Here is a 22,066-nt window from a genome sequence, read left to right as displayed (position 1 = left end):
GCCTTTATTTCAGCCCATGACCGATACCACCGCCTTCAAACTCCAGGCCGAAAACATCCACAAAAGCTACGGCAGCAACCAAGTGCTCAAAGGCGTGACCCTGCATGCCCGCGCGGGCGACGTGATCAGCCTGATCGGCAGCTCCGGCTCTGGCAAATCGACCTTGCTGCGCTGCATCAACCTGCTGGAAAAGCCCCAACAAGGCCGCATCATCGTCGCCGGGGAAGAGCTGCAGCTCAAGGCCGGGCGCCATGGCGAGCTGGAGGCCGTGCAGCCCAAGCAACTGCAGCGCCTGCGCACCAAGCTGGCCATGGTGTTCCAGCACTTCAACCTGTGGGCGCACAAAACCGTGCTGCAAAACATCATCGAAGCGCCCATCCACGTGCTGGGCCTGCCCAAAGACGAAGCCATCACCCGCGCCCGCAAATACCTGCAATTGGTTGGCCTGGAAGGGCGCGAAGACGTTTACCCCAACCACATGAGCGGCGGCCAGCAGCAGCGTGTGGCCATTGCCCGCGCCCTGGCGGTCGAGCCCGAGGTGATGCTGTTTGACGAGCCCACCAGCGCCCTCGATCCCGAACTGGTCGGCGAGGTGCTGCGCGTCATGCAGGTGCTGGCCCAGGAGGGGCGCACCATGGTCGTCGTCACCCACGAAATCGGCTTTGCCCGCGAAGTCTCCAACCACGTGGTCTTTTTGCACCAGGGCCTGATCGAAGAGCAAGGCGACCCCAAGCAGGTGCTCATTCACCCGCAAAGCGAGCGGCTGGCCAAGTTCTTATCGGGCAGCCTGAAGTAAAAGATAGCTGCTTGCGCTTGAATCAAAAAGGTTTCAGCCTGTTTAGCTGCTGAAATATTGATTTTTCGTGCGGAACAAGCTCTTTTTTATGAGGAAATTTTTTTCTTCTCGGCGCATTTTTTCTGGGAACTCTGGCCCCACCCCTCCCTCCAAAGCAGGCCCTAAAACCTCTCCAACCCCAAAGAAAGTAATCCGTATGACAACGACTTCCCTGCGTGCAACCGCCTCTGTCCTGGCCGTCACGATCGCAGCCTTTGCCATCCCTTCCGTTGCCCAAGCCAAACGCCTGGGGGGGGCGAAAAAGCCCATGGCACGCCCCGCAGCGGTCAGCAAAGCACCGGCCAGCCCCGCGGCCCCTGCCGCTCCGGCCGCTGCCCAACGCCCTGCAGCCGCCACACCCGCCACCCCGGCAGCACCGGCCACCGCTGCTGCAACCCCAGCACCTGCCGCAGCGGCTCCAGCGGCCAGCGCTGGCTCCGGCATGATGGGCACCGTTGCCGGCGCTGCGGTGGGTGCGGTGGTGGGCACCATGGCCGGCAATGCCTTGGCCAGCACCTTCCAAGGTGACAAGGCAGAAGACCCCAATGCCGCCGCCAAAGCCCAGGCCGCAGCCGATGCCAAAGCCGCCGAGGCCGAAGCCGCCGCCCTGCAGCAGCAACTCGAAGCCGCCCAGGCCAAAGCCGCCAGCGCACGCGCTGCAGCACAGTAAGTAAGCATCAACCTCCAAGTCGCGCGCTTCCCCCGTCCTGCCGGATGGCGCTGGCAGCGACGCAAAGCGGGGGGGGCGGGGGCCAGCGCCGCTACACCGGCAGCGCAACCCACTGCCCCTGCACCGCACACACCCGAATTCGCTGGTCAAACACCGCCTCCAGCGCCGCATGGGTCACGGCATCATCGCTGGGCCCGTGGTGTACGAGCTGCCCGGCCTGCAGAATGATCAAGCAGTCAGATTGCAGCGCCACCCCCAACTCATGCAACACACTCACCACCGTGCCCCCCTGGGCAGCATGGCGGCGCACTGTGGCCATCCAGTCGCTTTGGTGGGGGGGATCCAGATTGGCCAAAGGCTCATCCATCAGCAAAACCGGGGCCTGGGTAGCCAAAGCCCGGGCCAGCAGCACGCGCTGGCGCTCGCCACCGGAAAGCTCCCCCAAAGGCCGATCGCGCCAATCCCAGGCCTGGGTGGCCTGCAGCGCCTGGGCCACGGCCGCATGGTCGGCGGCACTGGGGGCCGCCAGCCAGTTTTGGTGCGGCAGGCGGCCCAGCATGGCCACGTCGTAACTGCTTAAGTCAGCGGGGGCCGCCTCGCCTTGGCCCAACCAGGCCAGCTGCCGGGCTTGGGCCTTGCGCGGCCACTGGGCCAAGGGCTGGCCCAGCAATTGCACCTGCCCATGGGCCAGCGGTTGCAGCCCGGCCAGGGCGCGCAGCAACGTCGATTTGCCCGCACCATTGGGGCCCACAATGGCCGTCCATTGTCCGGCAAAAATCGCCGTATTCACCCGGTTCAAAATACATCTATTTTTGGCATTAACGCTGATAGATTCAGCGCTAATAGCTATCTTTTTCATGATGCCAAGTCCCGCATTCTGCGCTGGTACATCAGCACCAGCAGGTAGCTCCCCCCCAGCAAGGCGGTGACCACACCGACGGGCAACTCCTGAGGGGCCAGCAAGCCCCGCGCCAAAATATCCGCCGCCAACAGCAACGCCCCCCCCATGGCACTGGCCAGCACCACACTGGTGCGGTGGGGCCCCTGCACCAGGCTGCGCACCAAATGCGGCGCAGCCAGACCGACAAAAGCAATCAACCCCGTTTGCGCCACCGCCGTGCCCGTGGCCAGTGCCAGCACGGCCAGCAGCCCCAAGCGCATCGCTGTCAAAGGCAGGCCCAAACTGGCGGCCGTGGCCTCGCCCAGGGCCAAGCCATCCAACGCCCGCGCCAGACTCCAGGCGGCGGCCAAACACAGCAGCCAGGCTGCGGCCATCACAGCGCACGCGGCCCAGCCAACCAACGCGGTGCTGCCCAGGCCAAAGGCTTTCATGGGCTGCAAAATCTCGGGGTAGCGCAGCTCCAACCCATCGCGCACCGCACCCAGCACCACCCCCACCACCACCCCGGCCAGCAAGAGGCGCAAGCCCTGCTGACTGCCTTGGGCCAAAACCAGCGCCAAAAATACCGCACCGGCAGCCCCCATAAACGCCATCCCCGTCATGCCCAGCCGCGGCAGCCACAGCAAGCCCAGCGGGGCACCACCGGCCAACAGCAAGGCCAGCGCCCCGCCCAACGCCGCCCCGGAAGCACTGCCCAACAGATACGGATCGGCCAAAGGGTTGCGAAACAATCCTTGCGCCACCGCTCCAGCCAAGCCCAGCAGCGCCCCGGCCAGCCAGGCCCCCAGCGTGCGCGGCAAGCGAATCTCCACAATGATTTGCTGGGCAATGGCATCGTGCGGCCAGCGCCACACCGCCTCCAGCCCGGTGCTGCCCACCGCCACCCCCATCGCCAGCAACCCAAGGCTGAGCAGCACCAAAGCCAGCCCCAGCCAACGGGCGGCGGGCGCGGTGTTACAAAGAGGATGGCTTGGCATGGCGAGGGGCCTTGTCGATCAAGCACTGGGCCAGCAGTTGCGCAGCCTGTGCCATGCGCGGGCCAGGGCGCACCAAAATATTGATTTGCTCCGCATCAAAACGGCAAATGCGCTGCTCGCGCACCGCAGGCAATTGCCCCCATCCAGGAAAAGGGGGCGCAGCGGCCGCGGCCGCGCCTTGAATCACCACTTGCGGGGCCGCACGCAGCACAAACTCGGGGCTCACCAAGGGGAAAGGCCCCATTTCTGCCGGCACCACATTGACCATGCCCATGCGGGTCAAAATTTCACCCAGATAAGAACTGGCCCCAGCGGCATACGGCCCTTGCCCCACTTCAACATACACGCGGGTGCCAGCAATCGTCGGCGGCAAGCGCTGCGCCACGCCATCCAGCGCTGCTTGCAGCTGCTGCCACAGTTGCGCCCCCGCTGCAGGCTGGTGGACCAAAGCGGCAATGGTGACGATCATGTGCTGCACCTCGGCCAGGTTTTGCGCATCCAGCACCACCGTGCGCACACCCAAAGCCCGCAAACGCTCCCCCACCGGGGCGGCACGCGACAGCAGCACCGCATCGGGTTGCAGGGCGATGATGGCCTCCAGGCTCGGATCCAGGCCGCCCCCCACCTTGGGCAAATGGGCGAGGGCCTCAGCCGGCCAGCTCGAATAGCGGTCTATGCCCACCAGGCGCTGGCACTGCTCTAAAGCGCACAGCACCTCGGTCAATGCTGGCTGCAAACTCACAATCCGCTGGGGAGCACGGTCCAGCGCAGGGGCCGTCTGGGCCTGAATTTGAAGCGGCAAACCACTGCAAAACCATACAAGCCATAGCATGAATCGCTTTACTGACATATTTTTAAGATTCATTTACTAGTTTTTATTGATTAAACAAGCGGTATACGCTATTTTTTTAGAAAATTGCACCACCACCAGGATTGTAGAAGCCCTGACCAATTCACCATCTGTTGCATTTGCTGCGCCGCACAAAAATCAGCGCAACGCCTACAATCGACCCCTGCATGACCACCACTTTTTCCCTTGACGATCTGGCCGCGCGTACCGAGGCCTTGCTCAGTCGCTACGAAGCACTGGCGCACGCCCACACCGAGCTGCAGGCGCAACTCAACGCCACCCTCCAAGAGCGTGACTCGCTGCGCTTGCGCCTGCAAGCAGCCCGCGCCCGCATTGATACCTTGATCGCGCAATTGCCCGTCAATCAAAGCACACACAGCGCTGACCAGGAGGAGGCATGAGCCAAGTTTCCGTAAAAATTTTGCAGCAAGACTATGTTTTAAGCTGCCCCGATGGGCAAGAAGCCGCCTTGCTCGAAGCCGTGGTCAAAGCCAACCAGGCCATGCAGCCCTTGTGTGAATTGGCCAAAGTGCGCACCCGCGAACAGGCTGCCGTGTTGGCGGCCGTGAACTTTGCCTTCCAAAACCAGGCCTTGCAAAAGCACATTCAGCAGCAGCTGCTGCAACCGCAGCCAGCCCCCATCTGCACCGCACCCACTGCCGCCGAGCAGGCCCGCCTGAACGCCCTGGTTGAGCGCCTAGACCGGGTGCTGGCACCCGCACCAACAATTTAATTATTTTGTAAGCCCTGCCCCTGCAGGCTTGCTAAAATCGCGCCGTCTGCAATTCTGTCGGGCTTTATATTGCCTTGAACCAATGCTCATTGAGCACGGGCTTGGTACATTGCCTGGGGAGCGTGATCGTCTCGCGTCAGATGAACCCAACGCCAGGCTGCCCTCGCCCACCTGAACCCCCGGTTCAGGTTGACGGCCCGGTAGTTTTGCAGACACCTTATGCCTTATGTGCAGCGCTGGCACCCGCCAACGCTTGGCTAGGTCGCACACCACAGCTCTGGCCCATGCACCGCATCCAGCCACAGCGCCCACAACGCAACCCCCACCAGCATCGCCCCCGCCGCCCGGGTGCCCCAATCGCTGCGCCAACGCCCCACGGCCCCTTGCAGCAAACGCCAAGCCAGCGGAGCCAGCCACAGCCACAGGCCCGACCCCACGCCAAAAGCCAGCATACTCAGCGCCCCAAAGCCAGGATTGGCCGCCAAGGCGGCGGTCAGCACTGCCGAATACAACAACCCACATGGCAAAAGTGCCCAGGCCATACCCGCCAAAAAGCTACCACTGGGTTGCGTCACCAAGGGCTGCACTTTGCGCCACACAGCCCGCCCACCGGCCTCCAGCCAGCGCGGCTGTTGGCCCTGGAGCAGCATTAGCCCACCCCAAAACAAAATGGCCAAATGCATGCCCGTCCACACAGGACGCAGCCACGTGGTGGTGCTGGCCAGCCAGGCCATCTCGCCCATGGCCCAGGCAGCCAACGCCCCCAAGGCGCTATAGCCGAGCAAACGCCCAACGTGAAAACTCAGCCAACGCCAACGCGATGCGGCCTGGTCAGAAGCACCACCAGAGGCAACCAGCGCACAGGGCGCTGCACACATGACAAGACAATGGGGCCCCCCTACGAGCCCCATGAATAAGGTTGTCCACAGCAAAGAGATCAGCATGGATCAGATGATCCGCGAAAAGCGCTCCCGACTGCGCGCGGCTTGCAAATAGCGGTCAAACACCAAGGCCACCCCACGGACAAAAAACCATCCCTTGGAAGTGACACGAATACAGTCGTCCAACACTTCAACCAAGCCCTCTTCTTGCTGGCCACGCAGCAACTCAAACTCAGCAGCAAAGTACTGCTTGCAATCAATCAGCCAGGCGTTGTTGATGGATTCAAACAACAGCTCGCCTTGGCACATGATGGCCATGATCACGGCGCGGCGAATCAAGTCGTCTTTAGACAGCGCCAAACCACGCACAATGGGCAGCAAACCTTGGTCGATCAAATCGTAATACTCGTCCAAAGTTTTCGCATTTTGGCTGTAAGTGCCGCCAATGCGGCCAATGGCCGACACACCCAAAGCAATCAAATCGCAATCGGGCTGGGTGCTATAGCCTTGAAAGTTGCGGTGCAAGCGCCCTTGGCGTTTGGCAATCGCCAAGGCATCGTCCGGCAGGGCGAAGTGGTCCATCCCCACGTACACATAACCTGCATCGATAAAGCTATCAATGGCTGCCGAAAGCATTTCCAGCTTGTCACCCGCTGTGGGCAAGTCAGGCCGCAAAATGCGCCGCTGCGACTTGAAGCGCTCAGGCAGGTGGGCGTAGCCATACAAGGCAATGCGATCAGGCCGCAACTCCCCCACCTGCTCCAGCGTACGGGCAAAGGATTGCGGATTTTGTTTGGGCAGGCCGTAGATCAAATCGACGTTCAGCGATTTAAAACCGATTTTGCGGGCCGCCTCGACCAAGGCAAACACCTGTTCAGCCGGCTGAATGCGATGCACGGCTTGCTGCACATCAGAGTCAAAATCCTGCACGCCAAAGCTCAGGCGGTTCAGGCCAATATCCCATAGCACTTGCAAGCGTTCAGGCGTGACCGTGCGGGGATCCACCTCAATCGAATATTCACCATCGGGGGCAAACTCAAACCGTGCCCGCAGTACCTGCATCAGGCTGGCAAGCTCTTCATCGGACAAGAACGTCGGTGTTCCCCCCCCAAAATGCAGCTGACTCACCACCTGCCCACGCCCCAGGTGCTGCACATGCAAATCGAGCTCACGCTCCAGATACTGCAAGTACTTTGCCGCCCGATCGTGGTGTTTGGTGATGATTTTGTTGCACGCGCAGTAGTAGCACAGCGATTCACAAAACGGAATGTGGATGTACAGCGACAGTGGCTGCACTGCCGTGGCAGAGAGCACTTTGCGCTGCTGCAGCGCAACGATGTAATCTTTTTCGCGGAAGGCCTCAACAAAGCGGTCAGCCGTCGGGTAGGAGGTATAGCGTGGCCCTGGCACGTCATAACGGCGCAGCAAATCGGGCGTGACAATACTCATGGGCAATCTTCTCCTTGGTAAGCCCTTTATTTTCGGGTAAATAACCAAGCTACCGACTTGACGTGTGTCAATTATTTATTTAAAAGGAATCGGGTGATAATTTGACCTAAGTCAGCGCAGCACGGGCTTACCCCAAATGCCCCGTGTCTTCCTTTGTTTTATCTCTTTGCCCCGGGCAACGGCGGTCTTGGCTCAATGACTCCTACCACTGCATCCATACAAGTTACCTGCTCCAATTGCAATCTGCGCGAACTGTGCATGCCCGTGGGCCTGGACTGCCAGCAAATGCAGCGCATTGAAGAGGTGGTCGCCACCCGGCGCAAGATCAAGCGTGGCGACATGCTGTTTCAAAACGGTGAAGATTTCACCTCGCTCTACGCCATTCGCACCGGATTTTTCAAAACCTGTGTCGCCACCGAGGACGGTCGCTACCAAGTCACCGGCTTTCAAATGGCGGGGGAAATCATTGGCTTGGATGGCATTGTTCACAATCACCACACCTGCGATGCGATTGCGCTAGAGAACGCCGAAGTGTGCGTGATGCCGTTTAACCGCATCGAAGAAATCTCCCGCGAAGTCACGGCGCTGCAATCGCATGTGCACAAAGTCATGAGCCGTGAAATCGTGCGCGAGCACAGTGTGATGCTGCTGCTGGGCAGCATGCGGGCCGAGGAACGGCTGGCCGCATTTATTTTGAATTTGGTGCAACGCCTGCATTCACGCGGTTTTTCTTCTTCGGAGCTGATTTTGCGCATGACGCGCGAAGAAATTGGCAGTTACCTGGGCCTCAAACTCGAAACCGTCAGCCGCACCTTCTCCAAATTTGTCGAAGATGGCATGGTAGAGGTCAAACAGCGCCATATCCGCATCCTCAACCAAGAGGCACTGCAACGCTTGGTGAACAATTCCCGCGAAGGGCGCTGACCTGGCCGCTTGGCACCAGCCACCCAACATCCAATATCCCCCCCCAGGCCTGCCTAAAGGCCTGCTCTTTCCCAAACCTCTTGGCACTATCCAGCACCACGCAGGTGCAGCAAGCCTATAGTGCGCCCCCTATGCTACGACTTTCCAACTTTGGCCCCCACGCCCGCATGCTAGGCATGGTCATTCTGTGGGGGGCCTCCTGGCCCGCCGGGCGCATCGTGGCCCAGGCCATGCCACCGCTGGCAGCCGCCAGCTTGCGGTTTGTGCTGGCGCTGCTGGTGTTGCTGCCGTGGATGTACCACAGTGGCGGCTTCACACAACTTAAAAACTGGAGCACGAAGCGCTGGATGGGTATGGCTTTAGGCGGTTTTGTTGGGGTATTTGGCTATGCCAGCCTGTTCCTGTCGGGGCTGCAGTACCTGCCGGCGGGCAAGGCGGCCTTGCTGATCACCCTCAATCCGGTGGTCACGCTGCTGCTGGCGGTGTGGCTGTTCAAAGAACGGCTCAATGCCATCATCGGCCTGGGCATGGCCATGGCGTTTTGCGGCGCCATCATCGTGATTTCCCAAGGCAACCCCTTGCACATTTTGCAGGGGCAGCTGGGCTTGGGCGAGTGGCTGATTCTGGGCTGTGTGGCCTGTTGGGTGGGCTACACCTTGCTGGGGCGCTGGGTGATGAATGGGGTGGATGCGCTCTCGGCCACGGCGGTGACGGCCAGCTTTGGGGCGCTGTTTTTGATTGTGGCCAGCTTGCTGGTGGAAGGCCCTGCCGGAGTGCAAGCGGCCCTGCACAGCGGCTGGAGTGCCTGGGGGGCTTTGTTGTTCTTGGCCTTTGGTGCCACGGCCCTGGCCTATGCCTGGTTCTTTGATGGGGTCAAGCGCCTGGGTGCAGGCGCGGCAGCCGGCTACATCACCCTGGTGCCGGTGGTGGGGGTGGCGGTGTCGGCGCTGCTGCTGCACGAGGCACTGGATACCAGCCTGCTCATTGGCGGCACTTTGGCGGTGCTGGGCACCGCCATCATGCAACGCGGGCGGCGCTAAAAAAGCCCCAGCGCCACGAGCGGCTAGGCCTTTGCAGCCCTCGGGCATTTGCAGTGCATATAGCCCGCCACGGTGTAACCCAACACCGTGGTGCCCACAGCCCCCAGGCCAAAGACCAGGGCAATCAAAAACCAGTCGGCCGGGCCGCCTGCATCGGTAAAGCCCGAGGACGACACCTTGGCCATCACCACCAGGGCCAGCGCACCGCCGAGCAATCCTATTGCTTGAGCACCTACCATGCGCCGAGCAACGATTGTGCGCTCTTTGAATAGTAAAAATAAGAAGGCCAAAGTGCCTCCAGCTATCAAAATAATGAGCAACCACAGCAGCGGTGCGCCCAGCATCTCTTGAAAGACGTACCAGAAAATCAGCGGATCGAGTTCTTTCATGACGGGTTTCCTTCTTGGGGTTCGGGGTTCTGGGAATCAAGCCTGACCACGCAGCATGCTGATGTAGGTGGGCTTGAGGGCCATGGTCTTCATGACCCAGCTGATCCACAGCTCCTCCAGCGGCGCAATGACCCCGGGGAAGGAGGGCGTGAGATTATTTTCGTAATCAAACTCCACCAGCATGGCCTGGCCTAGGCGGGTGATCAGGGGGCAGGAGGTGTAGCCGTTGTACCGCGCATCGGACTGCTTGCCCTGAATATCGGCCACCAAGTGATCGATGGCCACCGGCACCTGCCACTTCACGCTGGCCGCCGTCTTGCCCTTGGGCACGCCGGCAATGTCGCCCACACCAAAGACGTTGGGGTAGCGCACGTGGCGCAGCGTGCCTTTGTCCACCTCCATCCAGCCCTCGGCAGCCCAGTTACCGCTTTGCCAGGGCAAAGGGCTGTTGCGCACGGCTTCTGGGGCCAGCATGGGCGGGATGATGTGAATGAAGTCCCAGTTCTGCTCTTCGGTGCCCTCTTGGGTCTTGAAAGTGGCAATGCGTTTGCCGGGGTCAATGGCTGTCAGCACCCGGTGGTACTGGGTTTGGATGTTGCGCTCTTTGAATAGCATGCGCACCTTCTCTCCGAGACGATGGGCACGCTGAACAAGGCCGCGTTGTTCGAGAAATAAACAAACTCTGCCTTGCTGCGTCCGCCCTGGCGCGTGGCGCGGTCTTCGCTGAGAAAGGTGTATTTGAGCGGCGCACCGGCGCACTTCATCTCGGTGCCAGGGCGGGTGAACACGCCGCGTCCGCCCTGGGTGGCAAACTGGCTCATCAAGCCCCAGGTGGCGGCTGCGGCATCCGGGCCGTTGTAGATGCTGCCAATGCCATGCTGGCCAATCAGGCCCGGCTCCATGCCTTCGATGCGGCCATATTCCAGCTGCAGGCCGGTGGCGACTATTAAAAAGTCATACGGCAGCACCTGGCCCGATTGCGTAACCACCTTGTTGCCCTCGGGGTCGATCTCGGTGACGCGCTCTTGCACCCACTGCACCCCAGAGGGCACATAACTGCCCGTTTGTGACACCACATAGTCCGCCGGTTTGATGCCCGCGCCCACCAGGGTAAAACCAGGCTGGTAATAGTGTTCTTTGCGCGCGTCCACCAGCGTAATTTGGGCACCCGACAACTGCTGCGCCAGACGCGAAGCCGCCGCCAACCCCGCCGCCCCGGCCCCCGCAATCACGATGCGAGCAGCCGTCTTGACCGGCTGCGCTGCCTGGGCCTGGGCACTGTGCGTGGCGCAAGCGGCGGCGGCACCCGCCGTCAGCAGCTTGAGCCAGTCCCGGCGGTTGAAGTTGTTGATGCGGTCCATGCTTGTCTCCTGGAGTAAGAAGCGTCAATTAGTTAATTTATTCAAACACAATATATTTTTAAATAAATTATAGAGTGCTGACTGCCACCCTTACCCAGAAAAACGCCAGGGTTTGCCCGCAGGGCCCTCACTGTCCCACGCCGTACGGCACAAAGCTGCTCTCATCGGTATTGACCCGCAGCGGTTTGCCCGTGAAGGGAAACGCCCGCTGCGGACAAGCGGTGCGCTCGCACACCTTGCAGCCCATGCCAATGGGGGTGGCCGCCTGCAGGTTGCGCAAATCCAGTCCCTTGGAATACACCAGCCGCTGCGCATGCTGCACATCGCAGCCCAGGCCAATGGCAAAGGTTTTGCCCGGCATGCCCCAACCGCGCCCTTCGTGGGTGATGCTGCGGGCAATCCACAGATACACGCGCCCATCGGGCATGCTGGCCAGTTGCGGCAGGATGCGCCCGGGCTGGGCGAAGGCCTCGTACACATTCCACAGCGGGCACGAGCCACCGGTCTTGGAAAAGTGAAAGTGCGTGGCCGACTGGCGCTTGCTGATGTTGCCCGCACGATCGACGCGGATAAAGAAAAACGGCACCCCCGGCGCGTCCGAGCGCTGCAGGGTCGAGAGGCGGTGGCACACCATCTCATAGCCCACGCCAAAACGCTGGCCCAGCAGCTCAATGTCGTAGCCCAGGCTTTCGGCCGCCTGCAAAAACCGCCCATAGGGCAGGATCAGCGCCCCGGCCACGTAGTTGGCCAGGCCAATGCTGGCCAGACGGCGCGTGGCCTCGTCTTGCCAGTGGTGGGTGGCCAGCAAGGTTTGCATTTGCGGCTGCAGCTCCAGCAACGCCAACTGCGTGGCCAATTGAAAGGCTTGCTGGCTGGGCTGTAAATCGGCCGACAGATGCAAGGTGCGGCTGGCGGCATCAAAGCGGCGCAGGGGGGCATCACCGGCTTCGCTGCGCAGCACAAACACGCCGTGCTGGTGGCGCAAATGCTGGGTCAGCCATTCGGGCAGCGCCCCGCCTTGGGCTTGGGCCTGCTGGGCCAGCGCCTCGGCGGCGCGATCCAGGCTGTCAAAGTAATTGCGGTGGGCAAAAAAGAAATCACGCACGGCCTCAAACGGCATCTGGCCTGGGGGCAAGGCATCGTCCACCCAGCCCGGGGCTTCATCCATGCCAACGCGGCTGAGCCGATCGGCCAGGGTGTGCAGGCGCTGGGTGTCTTGCTGATGCCGCCGGTGCAGGGCCAGCAGGGCTTGCGACAGCTGGGGCAACTTGGCCGCCAGCTCGCGCAGCTCGGCCTGCGGCACGGCGGGCAGATCCGGGACTGCGGCCACCGCATCGGACAGCTGGGCGACCAGCCGCGCCTGTTCGTCTTCGGAAAACTGCTGAATATCCACCCCCAGCACACGGTGGACTTTCAGCAGCACCGACACCGTAAACGGCCGCTGGTCTTGCTCCAACTGGTTCAAATAACTGGGCGAAATACCCAAGGCCTGCGCCAGCGCCACCTGCGTCATGCCGCGCTCTTGGCGCAGGGAGCGCAGGCGCACTCCCATAAAAATTTTGGACATCGTCGTGCTTACCAAGGTAGAAATTCGCAAAATTTGCAAATTAGCGACGTGCAATTTACTATGTTTTGCAAATTCAGTGTTTTAGAAGCGCCTGGTTTTGCGTAAATTGCAAATCAAGCTTGTGCAGCCTCCTCGGTCCATCCAGAAAGAAACCGCCTTTTATGAACCAAAACGCCTACCGCAAAACCCTGCCCGGCACTGCCGACGTGCAGTACTACGACACCCGCGCCGCCATTGATGCCATTGAGCCGGGCGCTTACGCTGGCCTGCCCTACACCAGCCGCATCTTGGCCGAACAACTGGTGCGCCGCTGCGATCCGGCGCTGCTGACCGATGCGCTCAAGCAGCTCATCTACCGCAAGCGCGATCTGGACTTTCCCTGGTACCCCGCCCGCGTGGTCTGCCACGACATCCTGGGCCAGACAGCGCTGGTCGATCTGGCCGGTCTGCGCGATGCCATTGCCGAGCAAGGCGGCGACCCGGCCCAGGTGAACCCGGTGGTGCCCACCCAGCTCATCGTCGATCACTCGCTGGCCGTGGAATACGCCGGCTTTGACCCCGATGCGTTCGAGAAAAACCGCGAAGTCGAAGAGCGCCGCAACGCCGACCGCTTCCACTTCATCGACTGGTGCAAAACCGCGTTCAAGAACGTGGACGTAATCCCTGCGGGCAACGGCATCATGCACCAGATCAATCTGGAAAAAATGAGCCCTGTCATCCAGTTGCGCGACGGCGTGGCCTTCCCCGACACCTGCGTGGGCACCGACAGCCACACCCCGCACGTCGATGCGCTGGGCGTGATCGCCGTGGGCGTGGGCGGCCTGGAGGCCGAAACCGTGATGCTGGGCCGCGCCAGCATGATGCGCCTGCCCGACATCGTCGGCGTGGAGCTGACCGGCCAGCGCCAGCCCGGCATCACCGCCACCGACATCGTGCTGGCGCTGACCGAATTCCTGCGCAAAGAGCGCGTAGTGGGCGCTTACGTGGAGTTTTTCGGCGAGGGTGCCGACAGCCTCTCCATTGGCGACCGCGCCACCATCTCCAACATGTGCCCCGAGTACGGTGCCACGGCGGCGATGTTCTACATCGACCAGCAAACCATCGACTACCTGAAACTCACCGGCCGCGAACCCGCCCAGGTGGCCTTGGTCGAGCAATACGCCAAGGAAACCGGCCTGTGGGCCGATGCGCTGAAAACCGCCCAGTACGAGCGCGTGCTGCGCTTTGACCTCTCTACCGTGGTGCGCAACATGGCTGGCCCCAGCAACCCGCACCGCCGCCTGCCCACCAGCGATCTGGCCGAGCGCGGCATTGCCGATGCCGCCAAGCTGCAAGCGGGCAAGGGCGAAGAAGCCCAAGGCCTGATGCCCGATGGCGCGGTGATCATTGCCGCCATCACCAGCTGCACCAACACCAGCAACCCGCGCAACGTGGTGGCTGCCGCCTTGGTGGCCAAAAAGGCCAACGCCCTGGGCCTGGTGCGCAAACCGTGGGTGAAAACCTCGTTCGCCCCCGGCTCCAAAGTGGCCAAGCTGTACCTGGAAGACAGCGGCCTGCTGCCCGAGCTGGAAAAGCTGGGCTTTGGCATCGTCGCCTACGCCTGCACCACCTGCAACGGCATGAGCGGTGCGCTTGATCCCAAGATTCAGCAAGAAATCATCGACCGCGACCTGTATGCCACCGCCGTGCTCTCGGGCAACCGCAACTTTGACGGGCGCATCCACCCCTATGCCAAACAGGCTTTCCTGGCCTCGCCCCCGCTGGTCGTCGCCTACGCGCTGGCTGGCACGGTGCGCCTGGACATCGAGCAGGACGCGCTGGGCTTTGATGCCCAAGGCAAGCCCATCACCCTGAAAGACCTGTGGCCCAGCGATGCGGAGATTGATGCCATCGTTGCCGCCAGCGTCAAGCCCGAGCAATTCCACGCGGTGTACGAACCCATGTTCAGCATCCACCGCAGCAAAGGGGGAAAAACCTCGCCCCTGTACGCCTGGCGGCCCACCTCCACCTACATTCGCCGCCCGCCCTACTGGGATACCGAGGGCGTGGGCGCACTGGCCGCCTTCCCCCGCACCCTGAAAGGCATGCGCCCGCTGGCCATCCTGCCGGACAACATCACCACCGACCACCTGTCGCCGTCCAACGCCATCCTGCCCGACTCGGCTGCCGGTGAGTACCTGGCCAAGATGGGCCTGCCCGAGGAGGACTTCAACTCCTACGCCACCCACCGCGGCGACCACCTGACCGCCATGCGTGCCACCTTTGCCAACCCCAAGCTGTTCAACGAAATGGTGAAAAACCCGGACGGCACGGTCAAACAAGGCTCGCTCGCCCGGGTCGAACCCGAAGGCCAGGTCATGCGCATGTGGGAGGCGATTGAAACCTACATGAACCGCCGCCAGCCGCTGATCATCGTCGCCGGGGCCGACTACGGCCAAGGCTCCAGCCGCGACTGGGCCGCCAAGGGCGTGCGCCTGGCCGGTGTGGAAGCCATTGCGGCCGAAGGCTTTGAGCGCATCCACCGCACCAACCTGATCGGCATGGGCGTGCTGCCGCTGGAGTTCAAACCCGGCACCAACCGCAACACCTTGCAGCTGGATGGCACTGAAACCTATGACGTGGAAGGCGATCTGGCCCCACGCGCAGACATGACCCTGGTCATTCAGCGCAAAAACGGCGAAGTGGTGCGTGTGCCCATGACCTGCCGCCTGGATACGGCGGAAGAGGTATCCATCTACGAAGCGGGCGGCGTGCTGCAGCGCTTTGCGCAGGATTTCCTAGCTGGTGCCGCTTAATACATAAGGGTTTCAAGGTATTAATGCCTTGAAACCCTTTATTTAACAGCGCAACAAGCTATGAAAGGTTCAATCTTTATGCCACAACCCCAACTTCGCATCCCTGCCACCTACATCCGGGGCGGCACCAGCAAGGGCGTGTTCTTTCGCCTGCAAGACCTGCCCGAAAGCTGCCAAGTACCAGGCCGCGCGCGCGACCGGCTGTTTCAGCGCGTGATCGGCAGCCCCGACCCCTACAGCGCCCACATCGACGGCATGGGCGGTGCCACCTCCAGCACCAGCAAGTGCGTGATCCTGTCCAAAAGCACGCGCCCCGATCACGACGTGGACTACCTCTACGGGCAAGTCTCCATCAACACCGACTTTGTCGATTGGAGCGGCAACTGCGGCAACCTGTCCACCGCTGCGGGCGCGTTTGCCATTCACGCCGGGCTGGTCGATGCCAGCCGCATCCCAGGTAATGGCACGGGCAGCGGCACCTGCGTGGTGCGCATCTGGCAAGCCAACATTGGCAAAACCATCATTGCCCACGTGCCCATCACCAACGGGCAGGTGCAAGAAACGGGCGATTTTGAGCTGGACGGCGTGACCTTCCCCGCTGCCGAGATCGTGCTCGAATTCATGGACCCCTCGGACGATGGCGACGACGGCGGCGCGATGTTCCCCACCGGCAACCTGGTCGATACGCTGGACGTGCCCGGCGTGGGTAGCTTTCCCGCCACCATGATCAGCGCCGGCATCCCCACCGTGTTTGTGAACGCGGCCGACATCGGCTACCAGGGCACCGAACTGCGCGAAGACATCAACAACGACCCCGCGCAGCTGGAACGCTTTGAAAAAATCCGCGTCGCCGGGGCCCTGCGCATGGGCCTGATCAAAACGCCGGAAGAAGCCCTCAAGCGCCAGCACACGCCCAAGATTGCCTTTGTCAGCCCCCCGAAAAGCTACACCGCCTCCAGCGGCAAAGCCATTGAAGCGGGCGATGTGGATTTGCTGGTGCGCGCCCTGTCCATGGGCAAGCTGCACCACGCCATGATGGGCACCTGCGCCGTGGCCATTGGCACCGCCGCCGCTGTGCCCGGCACGCTGGTGAATCTGGCCGCCGGTGGCGGTGAGCGCGAAGCCGTCCGTTTTGGCCACCCCTCGGGCACGCTGCGCGTGGGTGCAGAAGCCAAGCAGGTGAATGGCCAGTGGCAAGTGACCAAGGCGGTCATGAGCCGCAGCGCCCGCATCCTGATGGAAGGCTGGGTGCGCGTGCCCGCCGAAACCCTCGAATAACCCCTTCTTTTCCCTTTCCCCTTTTTTCATTCCAAGGAGCGACACGATGACCACTGAACAAGCAGCCCCCACCTTCAAGCCCAAAAAGTCTGTGGCCCTGTCCGGCGTGACCGCTGGCAACACCGCGCTGTGTACCGTCGGCAAGACCGGCAACGACCTGCACTACCGTGGCTACGACATTCTGGAACTGGCCGACCAGTGCGAATTTGAAGAAGTCGCCCACCTGCTGGTACACGGCAAGCTGCCCACCCGCGCAGAACTCAAGGGCTACAAAGCCAAGCTCAAGGCCCTGCGCGGCCTGCCCGCCAACGTCAAGGCGGCGCTGGAGCAGCTGCCCGCTTCCAGCCACCCCATGGACGTGATGCGCACCGGCGTGTCCGTGCTGGGCTGCACCCTGCCGGAAAAAGACGACCACAACATCGCGGGCGCACGCGACATCGCCGACCGCCTGATGGCTTCGCTGGGCTCCATGCTGCTGTACTGGTACCACTTCAGCACCAATGGCCGCCGCATCGAAGTGGAAACCGACGACGACAGCATCGGCGGCCACTTCCTGCACCTGCTGCACGGTGCCAAGCCCGCCGACAGCTGGGTCAAGGCCATGAACATTTCGCTCAACCTGTACGCTGAGCACGAGTTCAACGCCTCCACCTTCACCTCGCGCGTGATTGCCGGCACGGGCAGCGACATGTACTCGGCCATCACCGGCGCCATCGGCGCACTGCGCGGCCCCAAGCACGGCGGTGCCAACGAAGTGGCTTTTGAAATCCAAAAGCGCTACGACAACCCCGATGAAGCCGAAGCCGACATCCGCGCCCGCGTGGAGCGCAAGGAAGTGGTCATTGGCTTTGGTCACCCCGTGTACACCATCAGCGACCCGCGCAACGTGGTCATCAAAGGCGTGGCCAAGCAGCTGTCGGACGAGGCAGGCTCCACCAAGATGTACGACATCGCCGAGCGCCTGGAATCGGTCATGTGGGAAGTCAAAAAAATGTTCCCCAACCTGGACTGGTTCAGCGCCGTGAGCTACCACATGATGGGCGTGCCCACCGCCATGTTCACGCCGTTGTTTGTGATCGCCCGCACCAGCGGCTGGGCCGCGCACATCATCGAGCAGCGCATCGACAACAAGATCATCCGCCCCAGCGCCAACTACACCGGCCCGGACGATCTGAAGTTTGTGCCCATCGACGAGCGCAAGTAATCATTGAACAACGTAGCTGCTACCGCTAATAAATAAACGATTTCAGCCATAAAACATGCTGAAATCCTTATTTAACAAGCGCAACAAGCTATTGAAACCATGAAGGCTGGCCCTCGCTATTTGGGGCCAGCTTTTTTCACTTGCACAGCAAAGGATTGTTATGAGCACCACCCAACAACAACTGCGCTCCCTGATCGCCCAACGCCGCGGCGTGATCGTGCCCGGCGCGTTCAACGCCATGTCCGCCCGCCTGGTGGCCGACATGGGCTTTGAAGCCATTTATGTGACCGGCGCTGGCGTGACCAATATGTGGTTTGGCCTGCCCGACCAAGGCTTTATGGGCCTGACCGACATTGCCGACCACACCGCCCGCATCCGCGACGCGGTAGAGGTGCCGCTGATCGTCGATGCCGACACCGGCTTTGGCAACGCGCTGAACACCTACCACGCCATCCGCACCCTAGAGCGCGCCGGGGCCGACTGCATCCAGCTGGAAGACCAGGTCAGCCCCAAGCGCTGCGGCCACTTCAACGGCAAAGAAGTGATTGAAGCCAGCGAAATGATCGGCAAGATCAAGGCCGCGTGCGATGCACGCCGCAACGAGGGCACCATCATCATGGCCCGCACCGATGCCGCCGCCATCCACGGTTTTGACGCAGCGGTGGAACGTGCCCAGCAATACGCCGAGGCGGGGGCCGACCTGCTGTTTGTCGAAGCCGTGACCAGCGCCGAGCACATCGCCGCCCTGCCCCAGCGCCTGAAAACGCCCCAGCTGATGAACATGGTCATCGGCGGCAAAACGCCCATCACCAGCACCGAAGAGCTGGCCAAAATGGGCTACGGCATCGTGCTGTACGCCAACGCCGCCCTGCAAGGCGCGGTGGCCGGCATGCAACGCGCCCTGGGCGTGCTGAAAAACGAAGGCCACATCCAAGAAGACCCCAACCTGGTCGCCTCGTTTGCCGAGCGCCAGCGTTTGGTAAACAAGCCCATCTGGGATGCGCTGGAGAAAAAATACCAGTAAAGTTCAGCCCCACACGGTTGTACCTTCCACGCGAAAACCGCCGCACCCGCTGGCGGTTTTTTTTGCGCCCCTGGTTGGTTGCTTTCTTTTTTCACCCCCATTTTCCAGCGCCCCCATGAGCACTGTTCACCTGATTGACCACCCCCTCGTCCAGCACAAACTGACCCTGATGCGCCGCAAAGAAGCCAGCACCAACAGCTTTCGGCGCATGCTGGGCGAGCTGTCCACGCTGATGGCCTACGAGCTCACGCGCGACATGCCGCTGCAAGAGATCGAGATCGAAACCCCGCTGGAGACCACCACCGGCAAAGTCATCGACGGCAAAAAGCTGGTGCTGGTGTCCATCCTGCGGGCGGGCAACGGCTTTTTGGACGGCATGCTCAACGTGGTGCCCGGCTCGCGCATCGGCCACATTGGCCTGTTTCGCGACCCGCAGACCCTGCAGCCGGTCGAGTACTACTACAAAATGCCCGACAAAATGTGCGAGCGCGATGCCATCGTCGTCGATCCCATGCTGGCCACGGGCAACTCGGCCGCCGCCGCCGTCAGCCACCTGAAAAACCGTAGCCAGCCCAAAAGCATCAAATTCATGTGCCTGCTGGCCGCCCCTGAGGGCATCGCCACCTTGCAAGCCGCCCACCCGGATGTGGACATCTACACCGCCGCCATCGACCGCCAGCTGGACGATCATGGCTACATCCTGCCCGGCCTGGGCGATGCGGGCGACCGCATTTTTGGCACCAAGTAAGCTATTTAAAATAGCGCCTTGCGCTTAAATAAGCTTAAAAATACTATCTAACCATCTAAAAGCACTCTGTGCCATTGCGCAGAGTGCTTCTTTATTTTTATCTGCCATGTCTGCTGAAATCACCGTCCTGCCCGAACTCAAAGCCTATATCGACCCCCTTACCCCAGACGAACACGATGCCCTGGAGCGCAGCATCCTGGCCGAAGGCTGCCGCGATGCCTTGGTGCTGTGGGGCAATATCTTGGTGGACGGGCACAACCGCTACGGCATTTGCCAAAAACATGGCCTGCCCTTTCAAACCGTGCAAAACACCCAGTTTGCGAGCATGGAAGACGTGCACCTGTGGATGATTGACCAGCACCTGGGCCGGCGCAGCATCTCGGACTTTCAGCGCGGCGTGCTGGCCCTGCGCAAGCGCGAAATCATCGCCCAGCGCCGCGCCACCGCCGCCACCGCCGTGCAGCAAGCCACCCAGCACGACGCAGCCGACGACCCCACCGAGGCCAGCCAGGCCGCACTGGCCAGCGTCCCGAAAGTGCCGGACCAGGCCCTGGACACCCGCGAAGCCCTGGCACGGGCCGCCCGCCTGTCTCCTGCCCAGGTCAAGCACATTGAAACCATCCAAGAAAAAGCCGCCCCCGAGCTGGTGGCTGCCATCAAAAATGGCGAACTCTCGCTCAGCACCGCCGCTGTGCTGGCCAAGCTGCCCGTGGCCGAGCAACAAACTGCCGCCCAAGACGGTGCCCAGGGCCTGAAAGAGGCCGCCAAGCGCATCCGCCAAGCCCAAAAAGTTGCCCGCCAAGAAAAAGCCAGCCAAGCCCACAACCCAGCCGAGCACGGCGACGCGGCCCCCCACGCACCCGCCGACACCCAGGCCCTGCAAGCGCGCATCGCCACCTTGGAAGAAGAAAACCAGCGCCTGCGCCTGCAAGTGCAAACCCTGCAAGAGCTGCTGGCAGAGCAAGGCCAATAACCCCCCGATGCCAACCATCCGCTAAAAAATAAGGCTTTAGTTTTCCCTGCGCCTGCCGATAAAAGGGGCACCCCCTCTCACAAGCGCAGGAGAACACCATGGTTGCACCCACCGCCAGCCTGGCCCCAAGCCAACCCACCACCCCATCCCCCGCAGCCAACGATGCGCTCACCCAAGCCAAAGCGGCCAGCCAAAGCCGCCCCCAAGGCCAGCGCGACACGCTGAACGCCCAAATTTTGCAAGCATCGCTGCAAGTGTCATTGCAAGCGGGCAACAACAGCATGGCCTTGCTGTACCGCACCGCCATTGACGGCATCAACGAATATTTAGCTCCCGAGCTGGGCCCCGATGCGATTGGCCAAGCCATGGGCCAGGACAACAGCCCCGAGGGCACCGCCAGCCGCATCGTGAGCATGTCCACCGCGTTTTTTGAAGCCTATGCCGCCCAGCACAAAAACGATGCGCCCGAGGACGTCATCCGCAATTTTGTCGAGCTGATTCGCGGTGGTTTTGAACAAGGCTTCAACGAGGCCAGCGACATCCTGAATGGGCTGGGCGTGCTGGGCGAAGGCAGCCCGATTGCCCAAGGCATCAACCAAACCTTTGAACTGGTGCAAAAAGGCTATGACGAATTTTTAGCCGCCAAACTGGCCGCACTCACCCCAAAAGAGGCCCCCAAAGACACCCCCGAAGCGGCCATCTGAGCCTAAGAACGTGTTCACGATCTCCTCATGGGTGTGCGGGCGCGGCTTCGGGCGGTCTGCGTCGTTGCAAATCCTCGCAATAGCCAAGCTATTGCTGTGGTTTGCGCCTCGCAACCCATCCCGAACCGCATCCCCCACACCTTCATTCGAGACCATGAACACGTTCTAAGCGACACCGCAGCACACCCTGCTGTGCTGCGTTGCAACCCCAAGCACCCAAAGCTGCCAGTTGGCCTGGGTGCTATTTTTTTTGCACCGTTTTCTTTCCCCCAAGAACCGTAGCAGCGAAGCAACATTTTTTAATCAATTGCACCCTTTTGACGCGCATTTTGTTGCCGCCCCAACTCCAGAGCTACTAAACTTGTAGCGTAATGACGCGCCACCACGGCGCAGCACTAGGAGAAGCACCCATGAGTTTGAAAGACAATATCGCCATTCATCAACTGTTTGACCAGCTAGAGCGCCGCTATGCCCTGCGCATTCTCTGGGCCCTGCGCGATGGCTACCCCCAAACCTTCCGCCTGCTGCAAGACAGCGTGGGCGGCATCACCCCCAACACCTTGAACACCCGCATCAAAGAACTGCGCGAAGCTGGCTTCATGGAGCACGGCAGCGATGGCTACACCGTCACCTTGCAGGGCCAGGACCTGCTCAAACGCCTGAACGACTTGCAGGCTTTTGCCAATCGTTGGGTCAAAAACAAAGACTAACCCCAGCGCTTCGACTTCCTTTTAGCCCCCTACACAACGACGAAAACGAAAGC

Annotated in this window: 23 protein-coding genes; 14 read left to right on the top strand and 9 right to left on the bottom strand. The window is 61.5% G+C overall.

From position 1 onward, the window contains the following. Nucleotides 1–16 precede the first annotated feature (16 nt). Both J1777_RS02125 and J1777_RS02120 read left to right on the top strand, forming a co-directional pair. Nucleotides 17–796, top strand: coding sequence for an ABC transporter ATP-binding protein (locus tag J1777_RS02125; protein WP_207574190.1), 780 nt, complete (start codon nucleotides 17–19; stop codon nucleotides 794–796). Nucleotides 797–992: 196 nt separating this feature from the next. Beyond that, nucleotides 993–1,505 (top strand): ABC transporter substrate-binding protein, encoded by a 513-nt coding sequence (locus J1777_RS02120; RefSeq protein ID WP_207574189.1) that lies wholly within the window; start codon nucleotides 993–995, stop codon nucleotides 1,503–1,505. Between the two features lie 91 nt (nucleotides 1,506–1,596). Here the strand turns inward: J1777_RS02120 and J1777_RS02115 are convergent, their stop codons facing one another. Genes J1777_RS02115 through J1777_RS02105 form a run of 3 tightly spaced genes read right to left on the bottom strand, consistent with a single transcriptional unit; the run spans nucleotide 1,597 to nucleotide 4,185 of the window. Beyond that, nucleotides 1,597–2,364: an ABC transporter ATP-binding protein gene (locus J1777_RS02115; RefSeq protein WP_207574188.1), complete on the bottom strand. Its 768-nt coding sequence runs from the start codon at nucleotides 2,362–2,364 to the stop codon at nucleotides 1,597–1,599. Then, nucleotides 2,361–3,383, bottom strand: a complete 1,023-nt coding sequence (locus J1777_RS02110) for a FecCD family ABC transporter permease (protein ID WP_207574187.1) — start codon at nucleotides 3,381–3,383, stop codon at nucleotides 2,361–2,363. The genes J1777_RS02115 and J1777_RS02110 overlap by 4 nt, the downstream gene beginning before the upstream one ends. Further along, nucleotides 3,361–4,185 carry an ABC transporter substrate-binding protein gene (locus J1777_RS02105; protein WP_207574186.1) on the bottom strand — a complete coding sequence of 275 codons (825 nt, stop codon included), beginning with the start codon at nucleotides 4,183–4,185 and terminating at the stop codon, nucleotides 3,361–3,363. The genes J1777_RS02110 and J1777_RS02105 overlap by 23 nt, the downstream gene beginning before the upstream one ends. Nucleotides 4,186–4,400: 215 nt before the next feature. On the opposite strand from J1777_RS02105, the gene J1777_RS02100 reads away from it, so the two are divergent. Next, nucleotides 4,401–4,634, top strand: a complete 234-nt coding sequence (locus J1777_RS02100) for a DUF904 domain-containing protein (RefSeq protein WP_207574185.1) — start codon at nucleotides 4,401–4,403, stop codon at nucleotides 4,632–4,634. Beyond that, nucleotides 4,631–4,966 carry a cell division protein ZapA gene (locus tag J1777_RS02095; RefSeq protein WP_207574184.1) on the top strand — a complete coding sequence of 112 codons (336 nt, stop codon included), beginning with the start codon at nucleotides 4,631–4,633 and terminating at the stop codon, nucleotides 4,964–4,966. Before J1777_RS02100 ends, J1777_RS02095 begins: the two co-directional genes overlap by 4 nt. Nucleotides 4,967–5,223: 257 nt before the next feature. Here J1777_RS02095 and J1777_RS02090 read toward each other — a convergent pair whose 3' ends face one another. Together J1777_RS02090 and hemN are read right to left on the bottom strand one after the other, a co-directional pair. After that, nucleotides 5,224–5,910, bottom strand: a complete 687-nt coding sequence (locus tag J1777_RS02090) for a sulfite exporter TauE/SafE family protein (protein ID WP_207574183.1) — start codon at nucleotides 5,908–5,910, stop codon at nucleotides 5,224–5,226. 3 nt (nucleotides 5,911–5,913) lie between these two features. After that, complete coding sequence (hemN, locus tag J1777_RS02085) at nucleotides 5,914–7,296, bottom strand: oxygen-independent coproporphyrinogen III oxidase (RefSeq protein ID WP_207574182.1); 1,383 nt, start codon at nucleotides 7,294–7,296, stop codon at nucleotides 5,914–5,916. Between the two features lie 195 nt (nucleotides 7,297–7,491). On the opposite strand from hemN, the gene fnr reads away from it, so the two are divergent. Continuing rightward, nucleotides 7,492–8,220, top strand: a complete 729-nt coding sequence (gene fnr, locus J1777_RS02080) for a fumarate/nitrate reduction transcriptional regulator Fnr (protein ID WP_207574181.1) — start codon at nucleotides 7,492–7,494, stop codon at nucleotides 8,218–8,220. Nucleotides 8,221–8,351: 131 nt separating this feature from the next. After that, nucleotides 8,352–9,260 carry a DMT family transporter gene (locus J1777_RS02075; RefSeq protein ID WP_207574180.1) on the top strand — a complete coding sequence of 303 codons (909 nt, stop codon included), beginning with the start codon at nucleotides 8,352–8,354 and terminating at the stop codon, nucleotides 9,258–9,260. Between the two features lie 23 nt (nucleotides 9,261–9,283). On the opposite strand, the gene J1777_RS02070 is transcribed toward J1777_RS02075, so the two are convergent. The 4 genes from J1777_RS02070 to J1777_RS02060 all read right to left on the bottom strand — a co-directional run bounded on the left by J1777_RS02070 (nucleotide 9,284) and on the right by J1777_RS02060 (nucleotide 12,577). Then, entirely contained in the window at nucleotides 9,284–9,649 is a 366-nt protein-coding gene (locus J1777_RS02070; protein ID WP_207574179.1) for a DUF5368 domain-containing protein, read from the bottom strand. Nucleotides 9,650–9,685: 36 nt separating this feature from the next. Then, complete coding sequence (locus J1777_RS14245) at nucleotides 9,686–10,264, bottom strand: NAD(P)/FAD-dependent oxidoreductase (RefSeq protein ID WP_242700334.1); 579 nt, start codon at nucleotides 10,262–10,264, stop codon at nucleotides 9,686–9,688. Then, nucleotides 10,216–11,010, bottom strand: coding sequence for an FAD-dependent oxidoreductase (locus J1777_RS14240; RefSeq protein WP_242700333.1), 795 nt, complete (start codon nucleotides 11,008–11,010; stop codon nucleotides 10,216–10,218). The genes J1777_RS14245 and J1777_RS14240 overlap by 49 nt, the downstream gene beginning before the upstream one ends. 127 nt (nucleotides 11,011–11,137) lie before the next feature. Continuing rightward, a complete protein-coding gene (locus J1777_RS02060) occupies nucleotides 11,138–12,577 on the bottom strand; it encodes a short-chain fatty acyl-CoA regulator family protein (RefSeq protein ID WP_207574178.1) in 1,440 nt (479 codons plus the stop codon). A 161-nt stretch (nucleotides 12,578–12,738) separates the two neighbouring features. Here J1777_RS02060 and acnD point away from each other — a divergent pair, with 161 nt between their 5' ends. The 8 genes from acnD to J1777_RS02020 all read left to right on the top strand — a co-directional run bounded on the left by acnD (nucleotide 12,739) and on the right by J1777_RS02020 (nucleotide 22,013). Beyond that, nucleotides 12,739–15,372: a Fe/S-dependent 2-methylisocitrate dehydratase AcnD gene (acnD, locus tag J1777_RS02055; RefSeq protein ID WP_207574177.1), complete on the top strand. Its 2,634-nt coding sequence runs from the start codon at nucleotides 12,739–12,741 to the stop codon at nucleotides 15,370–15,372. 78 nt (nucleotides 15,373–15,450) lie between these two features. Then, nucleotides 15,451–16,650, top strand: coding sequence for a 2-methylaconitate cis-trans isomerase PrpF (gene prpF / locus J1777_RS02050; protein ID WP_207574176.1), 1,200 nt, complete (start codon nucleotides 15,451–15,453; stop codon nucleotides 16,648–16,650). A gap of 46 nt (nucleotides 16,651–16,696) precedes the next feature. Further along, complete coding sequence (gene prpC / locus J1777_RS02045) at nucleotides 16,697–17,854, top strand: bifunctional 2-methylcitrate synthase/citrate synthase (RefSeq protein ID WP_207574175.1); 1,158 nt, start codon at nucleotides 16,697–16,699, stop codon at nucleotides 17,852–17,854. A 160-nt stretch (nucleotides 17,855–18,014) separates the two neighbouring features. Then, the gene (locus tag J1777_RS02040) at nucleotides 18,015–18,878 is read left to right on the top strand and encodes an isocitrate lyase/PEP mutase family protein (RefSeq protein WP_207574174.1); all 864 of its coding nucleotides are present in this window, start codon (nucleotides 18,015–18,017) and stop codon (nucleotides 18,876–18,878) included. A gap of 115 nt (nucleotides 18,879–18,993) precedes the next feature. Then, nucleotides 18,994–19,626, top strand: coding sequence for a uracil phosphoribosyltransferase (gene upp, locus J1777_RS02035; protein WP_207574173.1), 633 nt, complete (start codon nucleotides 18,994–18,996; stop codon nucleotides 19,624–19,626). Between the two features lie 106 nt (nucleotides 19,627–19,732). After that, entirely contained in the window at nucleotides 19,733–20,599 is an 867-nt protein-coding gene (locus tag J1777_RS02030; protein ID WP_207574172.1) for a ParB N-terminal domain-containing protein, read from the top strand. A 98-nt stretch (nucleotides 20,600–20,697) separates the two neighbouring features. Beyond that, nucleotides 20,698–21,303, top strand: coding sequence for a DUF5610 domain-containing protein (locus J1777_RS02025; RefSeq protein WP_207574171.1), 606 nt, complete (start codon nucleotides 20,698–20,700; stop codon nucleotides 21,301–21,303). A gap of 410 nt (nucleotides 21,304–21,713) precedes the next feature. Next, the gene (locus J1777_RS02020) at nucleotides 21,714–22,013 is read left to right on the top strand and encodes a winged helix-turn-helix transcriptional regulator (protein ID WP_207574170.1); all 300 of its coding nucleotides are present in this window, start codon (nucleotides 21,714–21,716) and stop codon (nucleotides 22,011–22,013) included. Nucleotides 22,014–22,066 lie beyond the last annotated feature (53 nt).

This window comes from Comamonas denitrificans (assembly GCF_017368815.1).
Classification (GTDB): domain Bacteria; phylum Pseudomonadota; class Gammaproteobacteria; order Burkholderiales; family Burkholderiaceae_C; genus Comamonas; species Comamonas denitrificans.
The sequence above is the reverse complement of the archived record's forward strand: the minus strand, read 5'-3'. Positions and strand labels throughout refer to the sequence as shown.